The 12,829-nt window shown below is 60.8% G+C and carries 12 protein-coding genes; 7 read left to right on the forward strand and 5 right to left on the reverse strand.

Going from position 1 to position 12,829, the window contains the following annotated elements:
- Nucleotides 1–17: 17 nt before the first annotated feature.
- Nucleotides 18–686 carry a YtjB family periplasmic protein gene (locus tag CYR32_RS05360; protein ID WP_101823369.1) on the reverse strand — a complete coding sequence of 223 codons (669 nt, stop codon included), beginning with the start codon at nucleotides 684–686 and terminating at the stop codon, nucleotides 18–20.
- Nucleotides 687–912: 226 nt separating this feature from the next.
- Here CYR32_RS05360 and serB point away from each other — a divergent pair, with 226 nt between their 5' ends.
- The 3 genes from serB (at nucleotide 913) to nadR (ending at nucleotide 4,679) form a co-directional block, all read left to right on the forward strand.
- Complete coding sequence (gene serB / locus CYR32_RS05365) at nucleotides 913–1,887, forward strand: phosphoserine phosphatase (protein WP_101823370.1); 975 nt, start codon at nucleotides 913–915, stop codon at nucleotides 1,885–1,887.
- Between the two features lie 106 nt (nucleotides 1,888–1,993).
- The gene (gene radA / locus CYR32_RS05370) at nucleotides 1,994–3,376 is read left to right on the forward strand and encodes a DNA repair protein RadA (protein ID WP_101823371.1); all 1,383 of its coding nucleotides are present in this window, start codon (nucleotides 1,994–1,996) and stop codon (nucleotides 3,374–3,376) included.
- A 67-nt stretch (nucleotides 3,377–3,443) separates the two neighbouring features.
- Nucleotides 3,444–4,679: a multifunctional transcriptional regulator/nicotinamide-nucleotide adenylyltransferase/ribosylnicotinamide kinase NadR gene (gene nadR / locus CYR32_RS05375; protein WP_101823372.1), complete on the forward strand. Its 1,236-nt coding sequence runs from the start codon at nucleotides 3,444–3,446 to the stop codon at nucleotides 4,677–4,679.
- A 67-nt stretch (nucleotides 4,680–4,746) separates the two neighbouring features.
- Here the strand turns inward: nadR and ettA are convergent, their stop codons facing one another.
- Nucleotides 4,747–6,414, reverse strand: coding sequence for an energy-dependent translational throttle protein EttA (gene ettA / locus CYR32_RS05380; protein WP_101823373.1), 1,668 nt, complete (start codon nucleotides 6,412–6,414; stop codon nucleotides 4,747–4,749).
- Nucleotides 6,415–6,597: 183 nt separating this feature from the next.
- The gene (gene rcsA / locus CYR32_RS05385; protein WP_101823374.1) at nucleotides 6,598–7,227 is read right to left on the reverse strand and encodes a transcriptional regulator RcsA; all 630 of its coding nucleotides are present in this window, start codon (nucleotides 7,225–7,227) and stop codon (nucleotides 6,598–6,600) included.
- A 483-nt stretch (nucleotides 7,228–7,710) separates the two neighbouring features.
- On the opposite strand from rcsA, the gene sltY reads away from it, so the two are divergent.
- Entirely contained in the window at nucleotides 7,711–9,630 is a 1,920-nt protein-coding gene (sltY, locus tag CYR32_RS05390; RefSeq protein ID WP_101823539.1) for a murein transglycosylase, read from the forward strand.
- A 55-nt stretch (nucleotides 9,631–9,685) separates the two neighbouring features.
- Entirely contained in the window at nucleotides 9,686–10,015 is a 330-nt protein-coding gene (gene trpR, locus CYR32_RS05395) for a trp operon repressor (RefSeq protein WP_101814901.1), read from the forward strand.
- On the opposite strand, the gene yjjX is transcribed toward trpR, so the two are convergent.
- Nucleotides 10,016–10,549 carry an inosine/xanthosine triphosphatase gene (gene yjjX, locus CYR32_RS05400; RefSeq protein WP_101823540.1) on the reverse strand — a complete coding sequence of 178 codons (534 nt, stop codon included), beginning with the start codon at nucleotides 10,547–10,549 and terminating at the stop codon, nucleotides 10,016–10,018.
- Between the two features lie 52 nt (nucleotides 10,550–10,601).
- On the opposite strand from yjjX, the gene gpmB reads away from it, so the two are divergent.
- Nucleotides 10,602–11,249, forward strand: a complete 648-nt coding sequence (gpmB, locus tag CYR32_RS05405) for a 2,3-diphosphoglycerate-dependent phosphoglycerate mutase GpmB (protein ID WP_101823375.1) — start codon at nucleotides 10,602–10,604, stop codon at nucleotides 11,247–11,249.
- Here gpmB and robA read toward each other — a convergent pair.
- Nucleotides 11,246–12,112: an MDR efflux pump AcrAB transcriptional activator RobA gene (gene robA, locus CYR32_RS05410; RefSeq protein ID WP_101823376.1), complete on the reverse strand. Its 867-nt coding sequence runs from the start codon at nucleotides 12,110–12,112 to the stop codon at nucleotides 11,246–11,248. The genes gpmB and robA overlap by 4 nt on opposite strands.
- Before the next feature lie 207 nt (nucleotides 12,113–12,319).
- On the opposite strand from robA, the gene creA reads away from it, so the two are divergent.
- On the forward strand, nucleotides 12,320–12,796 hold the full coding sequence (creA, locus tag CYR32_RS05415) for a protein CreA (RefSeq protein ID WP_101823377.1): 477 nt from the start codon (nucleotides 12,320–12,322) through the stop codon (nucleotides 12,794–12,796).
- Nucleotides 12,797–12,829 lie beyond the last annotated feature (33 nt).

Consider the following 12,829-nt stretch of genomic DNA (forward strand, 5'->3'; position numbering starts at 1 on the left):
GGGCGCTTTTTTTGTGCTCAGGGTTTTTCCGGCGGGGTCTCTTCGGCCGGGACCTCTTTCTCCTGCAGCGGGGTGCTGGCGGTGAGCAGGAAAGGGGACTGCTGCCAGCGGCTGCGGCGGTGTTGCAGCAGGGTGCGCGCCAGGATGATACCGATCGCCAGCGCCAGCAGCATCATCAGGCGCAGCAGGTTGGTGGTGTTGTCCACCTGTTTGGATTCGGTCGCCAGGACGTGGGTGTCGAGCGTGATGCGCAAAAAGCCGGCTGGGTCAGCGCGGTCGCCTATCGGCTCTACAATCTGGTGGTTGAAGTAGCTGCCGGCGCGCTTGCCGTCCAGCGCCAGGCGGTCACGCACCGGCACCGTCTCCCCGGCGTGCGCCACCAGCGTGCCGTCCAGCTGGTAGACCGCGGCATCCAGGATGCGGCTGTTGTCATCCGTCAGGCGACCGAGCAGCGCGCTGATCTTATCGCTCTCCACGTTTTCATTGTCGCTGTCCATCAGCGGTGCCAATGAATAGGCCACCTGCCGGGCCAGCGTCTGCGCCAGCTCCTCAACCTGCTCGGAGCGCGCCATCTGGTGGCTCAGGCTGAAGTAGGAGGCACCCTGCATCAGCCCCACCAGTAAGGCCACGCAGATCAGCACGATCACCGTACGGTGCAGGCGGAACGTAAATTTGGCTCGGGCCATGCCGTTTCCTTCAGGGGGATTTCATCAGTTTAATGTTGCCAGAAGCAAGGGCGATAGGATAGCTTGATGCGGCGTTTTAACGAGAGCCACGTTCGCCGTGCCCTGTGGGGCTGCCTGCTTTCCGCGTTATCAGTTAAATCCATGCCGGATCGTTCAGTATCGTGAACCTGCCGGCACTCTTAACCCAGTTTATCATGACCCCTCTGCACCCCTACAGGAGTTAACGATGTCTACCAGTCTGACCTATTGCGATCTTCCGGCGGAGATTGATCAATGGCCGGGGCTACCCCTTTCATTAAGCGGTGATGAAGTGATGCCGCTTGACTATCGCGCCGGCCAGACGGGGTGGCTGCTCTACGGCAAAACGCTGGATAAGCAGACTGTCACCCGTTTCCAGCGTGAACTGGGCAACGCGCTGGTGATCGTCAGCGCCAGGTGCATCGGGGCGTACTGTGTGGCCCGCATCGCCGGGACGCTGACACCGGCAATTACGGCACTGGCAGACCGCTACCAGTTAGATGTCGCGCCGCTCGGCAAACTGCCGGATCTGCGGATGCCGGGCCTGCTGGTGATGGACATGGACTCCACGGCCATTGAGATTGAGTGCATCGATGAGATCGCTAAGCTGGCGGGCGTCGGTGAGCAGGTGGCGGAAGTCACTGAACGCGCGATGCGCGGCGAGCTGGATTTCACCGCCAGCCTGCGCCAGCGCGTCGGCACGCTGAAAGATGCCGATGCCAACATCCTGAAAACCGTGCGTGACCGCCTGCCGCTGATGCCGGGGCTGACGGAGATGGTGACCCGCCTGCAGGGCTTCGGCTGGCATGTGGCCATCGCCTCCGGCGGCTTCACCTACTTCGCCGAGTACCTGCGCGACAACCTGGGCCTGACGGCGATTGCCGCCAATGAGCTGGAGATCCGCGACGGCAAACTCACCGGCAATGTGCTGGGGCCGGTTGTGGATGCCCAGTACAAGGCGGACACGCTGCTCTCGCTGGCGGAGAAGCTGGAGATTCCCCCCTCCCAGACCGTGGCCATCGGCGACGGGGCCAACGACCTGCTGATGATCCAGGCCGCCGGGCTGGGGCTGGCCTACCACGCCAAGCCGAAAGTCTATGAGCAGGCGCGCGTCTGCATCCGCCATGCGGATCTTACCGGCGTGCTGTGCGTCCTGAGCGGCAGCGTCCGCGATGTGATTTAAGGACTGGTTATTTATACAGTTAGCGGGGTATAATCGGGCCTTGTGCGGCGTGCGTGTGCGCCGCTTTTCAGGGCGCCCCCGGCGCTGCAAAACGATGAGGTAGGCTGTGGCTAAAGCTCCAAAACGTGCGTTTGTCTGTAATGAATGTGGCGCGGATTACCCGCGCTGGCAGGGGCAGTGCAGCGCCTGCAACGCCTGGAACACCATTACGGAAGTGCGCGTGGCCGCCTCGTCGTCGTCCGCCCGTACCGAGCGTTTCAGCGGCTACGCCGGTGATGCGGGTATCAGCAAAGTGCAGAAGCTCTCCGACATCAGCCTCGAAGAGCTGCCGCGCTTCTCCACCGGCTTTAAAGAGTTTGACCGTGTGCTGGGCGGCGGCGTGGTGCCGGGCAGCGCCATCCTGATCGGCGGCAGCCCCGGCGCGGGGAAAAGTACCCTGCTGTTGCAGACCCTGTGCAAGCTCTCCGAAAACATGAAGACGCTCTACGTCACCGGCGAGGAGTCCCTCCAGCAGGTGGCGATGCGCGCCCACCGCCTCGGCCTGCCCACCGCCAACCTCAATATGCTCTCGGAAACCAGCATCGAGCAGATCTGCCTGATCGCCGAGCAGGAGCAGCCGAAGCTGATGGTGATCGACTCCATCCAGGTGATGCACATGGCGGAGATCCAGTCCTCGCCCGGCAGCGTGGCGCAGGTGCGGGAAACCGCCGCCTACCTGACCCGCTTTGCCAAAACGCGCGGCGTGGCGATCATCATGGTGGGCCACGTCACCAAAGACGGCTCGCTGGCCGGGCCGAAGGTGCTGGAGCACTGCATCGACTGTTCGGTACTGCTGGACGGCGACGCCGACTCCCGTTTCCGCACCCTGCGCAGCCACAAAAACCGCTTCGGTGCGGTCAACGAGCTGGGCGTGTTCGCCATGACCGAGCAGGGGCTGCGCGAAGTGAGCAACCCGTCGGCCATCTTCCTCAGCCGCGGCGATGAGATCATGTCCGGCAGTGCGGTGGTGGTGATCTGGGAAGGCACCCGGCCGCTGCTGGTGGAGATCCAGGCGCTGGTGGACCACTCGATGATGGCGAACCCGCGCCGGGTGGCCGTGGGGCTGGAGCAGAACCGGCTGGCGATCCTGCTGGCGGTGTTGCACCGCCACGGCGGCTTGCAGATGTCCGATCAGGATGTGTTTGTGAACGTGGTGGGCGGCGTGAAGGTCACGGAAACCAGCGCCGACCTCTCGCTGCTGCTGGCGCTGGTCTCCAGCCTGCGTGACCGGCCGCTGCCGCAGGATCTGGTGGTGTTTGGCGAAGTGGGGCTGTCGGGGGAGATCCGCCCGGTGCCGAGCGGCCAGGAGCGCGTCTCTGAGGCGGCCAAACACGGCTTTAAACGCGCCATTGTGCCGCACGCCAACGTGCCGAAAAAACTGCCGCCGAATATGCAGGTGTTCGGCGTTAAAAAGCTGGCGGATGCGCTGTCGATCCTCGACGAATTATAACACCGGCGCTTCAACGTCGCCGTGGTTGTGATAGGGTGGTTTAATGCCCTGAACAAGAGGATCGGCGATGTCGCAGTTTGATTACCTGAAGACGGCCATTAAGCATAAGGGATGCACCCTTCAGCAGGTGGCGGATGCCAGCGGAATGACCAAAGGCTATCTGAGCCAACTCCTTAATGACAAGATAAAAAGCCCCAGCGCGCAGAAGTTACAGGCGCTGCACCACTTCCTGGGGCTGGAGTACCCGCATCGCGAGAAAAAGATCGGCGTGGTGTTTGGTAAATTTTACCCCCTGCACACCGGCCACATCTATCTGATCCAGCGCGCCTGCAGCCAGGTGGATGAGCTGCATATCGTAATGGGGTTTGACGAACCGCGCGACCGCCACCTGTTTGAGAACAGCTCCATGTCCCAGCAGCCCACGGTGAGCGATCGCCTTCGCTGGCTGCTGCAAACCTTCAAATACCAGAAAAACATCCGCATCCACGCCTTCAATGAAGAGGGCATGGAGCCGTACCCGCACGGCTGGGACGTCTGGAGCCGCGGCATCCAGGCGTTTATGTCGGAGCAGGGCATCGAGCCGAACACCATCTACACCAGCGAAGCGCAGGATGCCCCGCGTTACCGCGAGCATCTCGGCATCAATACGGTGCTGATTGACCCGCAGCGCTCCTTTATGAACATCAGCGGCACGCAGATCCGCCAGAACCCGTTCCGCTACTGGGATTACATTCCGACTGAGGTCAAACCCTTCTTCGTGCGCACCGTGGCGATTTTAGGCGGCGAGTCGAGCGGCAAATCGACGCTGGTCAACAAGCTGGCCAATATCTTCAACACCACCAGCGCCTGGGAGTATGGCCGTGATTACGTCTTCTCCCATCTGGGCGGCGATGAGATGGCGCTGCAATACTCAGACTACGACAAGATCGCGCTGGGGCAGGCGCAGTACATCGATTTCGCGGTGAAATATGCCAACAAAGTGGCGATCATCGACACCGATTTCGTCACCACGCAGGCCTTCTGCAAAAAGTATGAGGGGCGCGAACACCCCTTTGTGCAGGCGCTGATTGATGAGTACCGGTTTGATCTGGTGATCCTGCTGGAGAACAACACGCCTTGGGTGGCGGACGGCCTGCGCAGCCTGGGCAGTTCAGTGGATCGGCAAAGTTTCCAGCAGCTGCTGGTGCAGATGCTCAACGAAAATAATGTCGAGTTCGAGCATGTCGATTCGGCGGACTATGACCAGCGTTTCCTGCGCTGCGTGGAGCTGATCCAGCAATTGCTGGGGATGCGGCCGCACTAGGCGGCATACTGAACGCGCATAAAAAAAGCCCGCATTGCGGGCTTTTTTGATCGGCTCAGAAGGGCACTTATTTGGCGATCTTCTTGTACTTGATGCGTTTCGGCTCCAGCGCGTCCGCGCCCAGGGTCCGTTTTTTGTACTCTTCGTATTCGGTAAAGTTACCTTCGAAGAATTCCACCTTGCCCTCATCCTGGTAGTCGATGATGTGGGTGGCGATACGGTCAAGGAACCAGCGGTCGTGCGAGATTACCATCGCGCAGCCCGGGAACTCCAGCAGGGCGTTTTCCAGCGCGCGCAGGGTTTCGATGTCCAGGTCGTTGGTCGGTTCGTCGAGCAGCAGCATATTGCCGCCTACCTGCAGCAGCTTCGCCAGGTGCAGACGGCCGCGCTCACCGCCGGAGAGTTCGCCGACGCGTTTGCCCTGATCCACCCCTTTGAAGTTGAAGCGGCCGACATAGGCGCGGCTCGGCATCTCAAAGTTACCGATGCGCATGATGTCCTGGCCGTTGGAGACCTCTTCCCACACGGTTTTTGAGCCATCCATGTTGTCACGGAACTGGTCAACCGAGGCCAGTTGCACGGTCTCGCCCAGCGTGATGCTGCCGCTGTCCGGCTGCTCCTGATTGGAGAGCATGCGGAACAGGGTCGATTTACCGGCACCGTTCGGGCCGATGATGCCGACAATCGCCCCTTTCGGCAGCGAGAAGCTCAGGTCATCAATCAGGACGCGGTCGCCGTAGGATTTGCTGAGGTGCTCCACTTCCAGCACCTTGTCACCCAGGCGCGGGCCAGGCGGAATGAACAGCTCGCTGGTCTCGTTACGCTTCTGGTACTCCACGCTGTTGAGTTCTTCAAAGCGGGCCAGACGCGCCTTGCCTTTGGACTGGCGGCCTTTGGCCCCCTGGCGCACCCACTCCAGCTCTTTCTCAATGGATTTGCGGCGGGCGGCTTCCGCAGAGGCTTCCTGCGCCAGGCGCTGGTCTTTCTGCTCCAGCCAGGAGGAGTAGTTGCCTTCCCACGGGATACCCTCGCCGCGGTCCAGCTCCAGGATCCAGCCGGCGACGTTGTCGAGGAAGTAACGGTCGTGGGTGATCGCCACCACGGTGCCTTCGTAGTCGTGCAGGAAGCGTTCCAGCCAGGCCACGGACTCGGCGTCCAAGTGGTTGGTGGGTTCGTCGAGCAGCAGCATGTCCGGTTTTTCCAGCAGCAGGCGGCAGATCGCCACGCGGCGGCGCTCACCCCCGGAGAGGTTGCTGATTTTGGCATCCCACGCCGGCAGGCGCAGCGCATCGGCGGCGCGCTCGAGCTGGTTGTCGAGGTTGTGGCCATCATGGGACTGGATAATCGCTTCCAGTTCGCCCTGTTGTTTCGCCAGCTTGTCGAAGTCAGCTTCCGGGTCGGCGTAGGCGGCGTAGACCTCGTCCAGACGGGTCAGGGCATTTTTCACCTCGGCGACCGCTTCCTCGATCGACTCGCGGACGGTCTGCTCCAGGTTCAGCTGCGGCTCCTGCGGCAGGTAGCCAATTTTGATGCCGGGCTGCGGGCGCGCTTCGCCTTCGATGTCTTTATCGATGCCCGCCATGATGCGCAGCAGGGTGGATTTACCGGCACCGTTCAGGCCCAGCACACCAATTTTGGCGCCGGGGAAGAAACTGAGGGAGATGTTTTTCAGGATATGACGCTTCGGCGGAACCACTTTGCCGACGCGATGCATGGTATAGACGTATTGAGCCACGTTGAATTGAGCCTCTTTATCAGACCGGGTATTGGAATTCGGCTGCGGAGTGTAGCCCGTTTCCGGGCGCGATAACAGCCGAACGCATTGACCACCCAGTATAGCGTGGATGGCTGCCGCTGACTGCCGCTAAACGCGCGGCAAATGCCGGGCAACGCACATCTCCGGCCTTTTTCGCGGCGCTTACCGGCCGGTGACGTGGATACCGCTGGTAAGCTGCCCGGCCAGCCGCGCGACGTGATGAATCACCTGGTTATTCTGGCAGCCGACTTTGCGCCGGATATTGCCTTTATAGAGCGATACCGTCTTCTGCTGGATGTTCAGCCGCGCGGAGATTGCCGGGGTCGGCTGGCCCGCCATCCACATGCTCAGCACCTGCGATTCCGACCGGCTGAGCGACAGCGGCGAAAGATCGACATGGCCAGCGTCGTCCGGCGCGGGCACCGCAGGCAGGCACTGGTGCAGCAGCGGGTGCAGGGTCAGCGGCCGGGCGGATTTGGAGAGGATCACAATATTATTGCGGAGGGAGACAAACTCCCGGTAATTCGCCTGTTCACAGGCCAGCAGAATCACGAACTGGGTCGTGGGGTAGTCATCAATTATCTGCCGGAATGCAGTGATGCCCGCTGGGGTTCGGCAGAAACAGAGCTCATTAATAAAGACGGCCTGCGGCATCATCAGGCCGATATTCTCCCGCAGCGCGGAGAGGGTTTTGATTGCCAGCATCTCCTGCGCGGGCAGGCCCCTCTCGAGCAGGAGGGTAGTAAAGGCCAGCCGGGTAAAATGGCACGGGTCGACAATAATGGCAGACATAATATTTCCCTGTAATGTCAAAAGGCGGCAATACACGCAGCGGGTTTTCCTCTGCGCTATTTCTCGTCCAGGCTATTTTTCGTCCACGAAAAGAGAAGGTAATCACCGGACGTAACTGTCCGGCCACCGGTGCAGTAATAGGGCAGGGGCCGCAGGCTGTAAAGCGGGGCTGCCCAGATTGAGACGCCCTGATGCCAGATTGAGACGTTATGAACGATGGCGGGCCAAACCATCACCGGTTTTTAACGAACATATTGTTAACCGCACACCAACTGGCGCTTCACGTTGTGTGCCCTGTCACGACACGCAGGGGCATGGGCGCGTGTAAATTTTGTGGCTTTCACCGGCGCGTCCTTCAATTTTTGTGATGAATAGATTAGCGTTACTGGGCAAGGGGCCGGCAGGGCGGCCGGCAGAAAATGCGCGCGGCGGGGCAGTGCCCCGTCAGCCGACACACAGCGAGGGTAAGAGCAGATGGTCAAGGTGGACAAACGAAGGTTTCTGGCAGTGGGGATCTGGCTGGCGGTAATGGCCGGCAGCGCCCATGCCGATTCACTGGACGCACAGCGCCAGCGCTATCAGCAGATCAAACAGGCCTGGGACAACAAGCAGATGGATACCGTCGCGCAGCTGATGCCGACGCTGCGGGATTACCCGCTCTACCCCTATCTGGAGTACCGCCAGCTGACGGAAGACCTCGGTACTGCGGTCTCGATGCATGTCACTGCATTTATTAAAGAACACCCGACCCTGCCGCCCGCGCGGTCGCTGGCGTCACGTTTCGTCAATGAGCTGGCGCGGCGTGAAGACTGGCGCGGTGTACTGGCCTTCAGCCCGGAGCCGCCCAAACCGGTGGCGGCCCGCTGTAACTACTACTACGCCAAATGGGCGACCGGCCAGCAGCAGGTGGCCTGGGACGGCGCGAAAGCCATCTGGCTGACCGGGAACTCGCTGCCCGCCAGCTGCGATAAGCTGTTCACCGTCTGGCAGCAGGCCGGTAACGTGACCCCGATTACCATCCTGGCGCGCATCGGTTTGGCGATGAAAGAAGGTAACAGCAATCTGGTTAATTTCCTGGCGAAACAGTTGCCTGATGATTACCAGACCATGGCCACGGCGCTGGCGACGCTGCAAAACGACCCGGACAGCGTGGAGAGTTTTGCCCGCACCGTGGGGCCGACCGATTTCACCCGCCAGGCGGTGACGCTGGCCTTTGAGCGCGTGGCGCGTGAAGATGCCGAAAACGCCCGCTCAATGCTGCCGGTGGTTGCCCGGCTGCAAAAGATGAGCGACAGCGAAAAGCTGGCGCTGGAGGAGGCGATAGCCTGGCGGCTGATGGGCAGCGACGTCACTGCCGAGCAGGCCGCCTGGCGTGACAGCGTGATCCTGCGCAGCCATACCACCTCGCTGCTGGAGCGCCGTGTGCGCATGGCGTTGGGTGCGGGCGACCAGCGCGGGCTGGCCACCTGGCTGAACCGGCTGCCGGAAGAGGCGCAGCAGAAAGATGAGTGGCGCTACTGGCGCGCCTCGGTGCTGATCGATCAGGGCCGCCGCAGCGAAGGCGAGGCGATGCTGCGTTCGCTGATGCAGGCGCGTGGCTTCTACCCGATGGTAGCGGCGCAGAAACTCAACGTCCCTTACACCATCCGGGTTGAGCCGTCGGCCGCGCCGGACAACCGCACCGCGGCGTTGCCGGGCATCGCCAGGGTGCGCGAGCTGATGTACTGGGGCATGGATAACCTGGCGCGCACCGAATGGAGCTACCTGGTGGCGAGCCGCAATAAAACCGAACAGGGGCAGCTGGCGCGTTACGCCTTTAACCAGGGCTGGGCTGACCTGAGCGTGCAGGCGACCATCACCGGCAAACTGTGGGACAACCTGCAAGAGCGCTTCCCGATGGCCTGGGTGCAGGAATTCCGCACCAATACGGAAGGGAAGGGGATTACGCCGAGCTATGCGATGGCGATTGCCCGCCAGGAGAGTGCCTGGAACCCGAAAGCACAGTCGCCGGTCGGCGCGGCCGGGCTGATGCAGGTGATGCCGCGCACCGCAGAGCATACGGTGAAGATGAGCAACATCCCCGGCTACTCCAACAGCAGCCAACTGCTTGACCCGCAAACCAATATCCTGATCGGCACCAGCTATCTGGAGTATGTTTACCAGATGCTCGGCCGTAACCGCATTCTCTCTTCCGCCGGTTATAACGCCGGGCCGGGGCGCGTCACCACCTGGCTGGAAAACAGCGCCGGGCAGGTTGATGCGGTGGCATTCATCGAAAGTATTCCTTTCTCTGAAACCCGCGGATATGTTAAAAATGTGTTGTCATATGATGCGTTTTACCGCTATTTCATGCACCGCCCGGCGAAAGTGCTGACGGATGCAGAGTGGCAGAGGCGTTATTGATTTCGGTTGGGTTATGGTATGCTGCTGTACTAGTTAAATAGTATGGCAGCAGATTATGGCGCAATTAATCCTTAATGATCCGGCTCTTTCCCAACAAGGCAATGAAGACTGGCTGCGCTTTGTCGCGCTGCTTCAGCAGGCGTTTGCCGAAAACCGGCACCCGCAGCTGTTGCAGCTGTTTCTGACTCCTGACGAGCGCACCTCCCTGGGCACGCGGCTGCGGATTATCGAAGAGCTGATGCGGGGCGAACTGAGCCAGCGTGAGCTGAAAGGGGAGCTGGGTGTGGGCATTGCGACCATCACCCGCGGCTCCAATAGCCTGAAAAGCGCCACGCCGGAGCTGAAGCAGTGGCTGACGGAGCAATTGCTCGACGGCCCGGCCTGATCAGTGCGTGCGGCTGCGCTGCTGGTAGACCGCGTTGTGGAACGGGGCCAGCGCCAGCACCAGCGCCTGATGGTAAACGCGGGTACGGCTCAGTACCCCGGCAGTAAACAGGCCGATGGCACCGCCGCGGCGCTTCACATCCGCAATGCCGCTGAGTTTCGCCATCTCTTCCCCGAGTTCGCTGCCCTGATGCACCGCCTGCAGGATCTTCTCCGGCAGCATCAGGCTGGCTGAACGCGACTCCCCGCGCTGGTGCATGTTCTCAATCACCATCCACGCGAAGGTCATCTCTTCTTCAATACCGGCTTCAATGCCGACCCAGAAATCCGCCTCCGGGCGCACCTGACGGGCTGAAATCACCCGGTGGCGCGCCCCGGTGCGGGTTTCCACATTGCCGATCGGCTGGGCAGGCACGCCGCTGTCGACCTCAACGCCTTCCACACGGCAGGTGCCCGCGCCGAAAACGTCTTCAAAAGCCTGAAGGACAGCGTCAAGTTTGGCGGGATTGGTTGTTGCGGCGACCACGTGGTACATACAGATTTCAGCATCCATTGGTAAATTTCACGCAGTATAACGGAAAACACACATGCTACAGGTATATCTTGTTCGCCACGGCGAAACCGAATGGAATGCGGCGCGCCGCATTCAGGGGCAGTCAGACAGCGCCTTGACCGCCAAAGGCGAGCAGCAGGCCCGGCAGGTGGCGCAGCGCGCCCGCTCGCTCGGCATTACCCATGTGATCGCCAGCGATCTGGGCCGCACACGCCGCACCGCAGAGATCATCGCGGATGCCTGTGGCTGCACGGTGATCCTCGACCCACGCCTGCGCGAGCTGCATATGGGCGTGCTGGAGGAGCGGGAGATCGACAGCCTGACGGCCGAAGAGGAGGCGTGGCGCAAGCAGATGGTGGACGGCACGCCGGATGGCCGTATCCCGCAAGGGGAGTCGATGACGGAGCTGGGCGCACGGGTGCGTGAAGGGCTCGACAGCCTGCTGGAATTGCCGGAAGGCAGCGTGCCGCTGGTGGTCAGCCACGGCATTGCGCTGGGCTGCCTGCTGGGCACCATTATCGGTTTGCCGCCTTATGCGGAACGCCGGTTGCGGCTGCGTAATTGCTCGATTTCCCGCGTCGACCACCAGCAAAGCCCCTGGCTGGCACCAGGCTGGATTGTGGAGAGTGCGGGCGATGTCTCGCATCTGGATTTGCCCGCACTGGACGAGTTGCAGCGTTAACGGCGGATCGGGATCAGGTAATCACACGTCACTTCTTTGGGCGGGCGTGTGGTGAGATCGCCTTTCGGGTAGAAGCGCTCGATGTCATGCCCTTTGCGGCGGGTCATCTTCAGCAGCGGCAGGCAGGTGCCATACAGCATCAGGATAAAGTCCTGGAAGGCGCTGAGCGGCCCCTCATAGTGGAACAGGGCATATTCGCCGCCCTGCAACACCACCGGCTGCCCCTCCTGCACCGTGGCGGGCAAATGCTCCGGCAGCAGGGCGGTGGTGTAAAACACCTCCTGCTCATCATCTTTTTCCTGGCTCGGGCGCGCATGGTGCAGGCCATAGAGCACCGGCGGCAGGGCAGAGACCTGGCCCAGGAACTGGCCCCAGAACTGCGAGCGCAATTCGGCGCGGAACGTCGAGAGCTGCTCCAGGGTACAGGTATAACTCTGCGTCAGCCCCACCAGGTGCTGCTCCGGCAGCGTGATATAAGCCGGCTGCGGCAGCGGGACGTTATCCAGCCGGATCGGCGGGCAGATGCCGTAAGAGTGCCAGTCTTCTGCCCGGCGGTAGAGCGCCGGCGTCTGGGCAAACTGTTTCTTGAAGGCGCGCGTAAACGTCTGCTGGGAGTCAAAACGGTATTGCAGGGCGATGTCGAGGATCGGGCGGCTGGTCAGCCGCAGCGCAACCGCAGCCTTGGAAAGACGGCGCGCACGGATATAAGCACCAATCGCATTCCCTGTAACATCCTTGAACATACGTTGCAGATGCCATTTGGAATAACCGGCTTTGGCTGCCACATTGTCAAGGGAGAGCGGCTGATCAAGGTGGCTTTCCAGCCAGCTAAGCAGATCGCGAATAATTCCGGCTTGATCCATGGATCGTCCTCATTGAACTAAGATTGGCGCAACTGATTTGACGCCGCATGATAGCAATTTTTTCAGGTTAAGACTTCTGAAGATTTTTTTGATCTGGCGTGCTATTGGCAGTTAAAAATAGACAGAATTATCCGTTTTTGTGAACACGGTGTGTCGTAGCAGACGAAAAAAATCGGGCTGGTACACAGGCTAAAAGGGAGTAAGTCGATGAAAAGCAGTTGGATATTATGTTGCAGCCTGCTGTTGGGCAGCATTGGGGCCGCACAGGCGGAACAGGTCGGGGAAGTGGATACCGTGTTTAAGCTGTTTGGCCCGGACCACAAAATCGTCGTCGAAGCCTTTGATGACCCGGATGTGAAAAATGTCACCTGCTATATCAGCCGGGCGAAAACCGGCGGTATCAAAGGGGGGCTGGGCCTGGCGGAGGACACTTCTGACGCGGCCATCTCCTGCCAGCAGGTCGGCCCGATTGAGCTGAGTGACAAAGTCAAACAGACGCAGGACAAAGGCGTGGTGGTGTTCCAGAAACGCACCTCGCTGATTTTCAAAAAGCTTCAGGTGGTGCGTTTCTATGATGAGAAACGTAACGCGCTGATCTACCTGACCTACTCCGACAAGGTAGTTGACGGCTCACCGAAAAATGCCCTGAGCGCGGTGCCGATTATCCCGTGGAGCGGGCGCTGAGCGCATAAAAAAGCCGGCACAGGTGCCGGCTTT

Source organism: Chimaeribacter coloradensis (assembly GCF_002858715.1).
GTDB classification, from domain to species: domain Bacteria; phylum Pseudomonadota; class Gammaproteobacteria; order Enterobacterales; family Enterobacteriaceae; genus Chimaeribacter; species Chimaeribacter coloradensis.

What these genes read in the sequence shown, in the direction of transcription:
- CYR32_RS05360 (WP_101823369.1), bottom strand. Translation starts at nt 686, where the DNA reads ATGGCCCGAGCCAAATTTACGTTCCGCCTGCACCGTACGGTGATCGTG.
- serB (WP_101823370.1), top strand. Translation starts at nt 913, where the DNA reads ATGTCTACCAGTCTGACCTATTGCGATCTTCCGGCGGAGATTGATCAA.
- nadR (WP_101823372.1), top strand. Translation starts at nt 3,444, where the DNA reads ATGTCGCAGTTTGATTACCTGAAGACGGCCATTAAGCATAAGGGATGC.
- rcsA (WP_101823374.1), bottom strand. Translation starts at nt 7,227, where the DNA reads ATGTCTGCCATTATTGTCGACCCGTGCCATTTTACCCGGCTGGCCTTT.
- trpR (WP_101814901.1), top strand. Translation starts at nt 9,686, where the DNA reads ATGGCGCAATTAATCCTTAATGATCCGGCTCTTTCCCAACAAGGCAAT.
- yjjX (WP_101823540.1), bottom strand. Translation starts at nt 10,549, where the DNA reads ATGTACCACGTGGTCGCCGCAACAACCAATCCCGCCAAACTTGACGCT.
- gpmB (WP_101823375.1), top strand. Translation starts at nt 10,602, where the DNA reads ATGCTACAGGTATATCTTGTTCGCCACGGCGAAACCGAATGGAATGCG.
- robA (WP_101823376.1), bottom strand. Translation starts at nt 12,112, where the DNA reads ATGGATCAAGCCGGAATTATTCGCGATCTGCTTAGCTGGCTGGAAAGC.
- creA (WP_101823377.1), top strand. Translation starts at nt 12,320, where the DNA reads ATGAAAAGCAGTTGGATATTATGTTGCAGCCTGCTGTTGGGCAGCATT.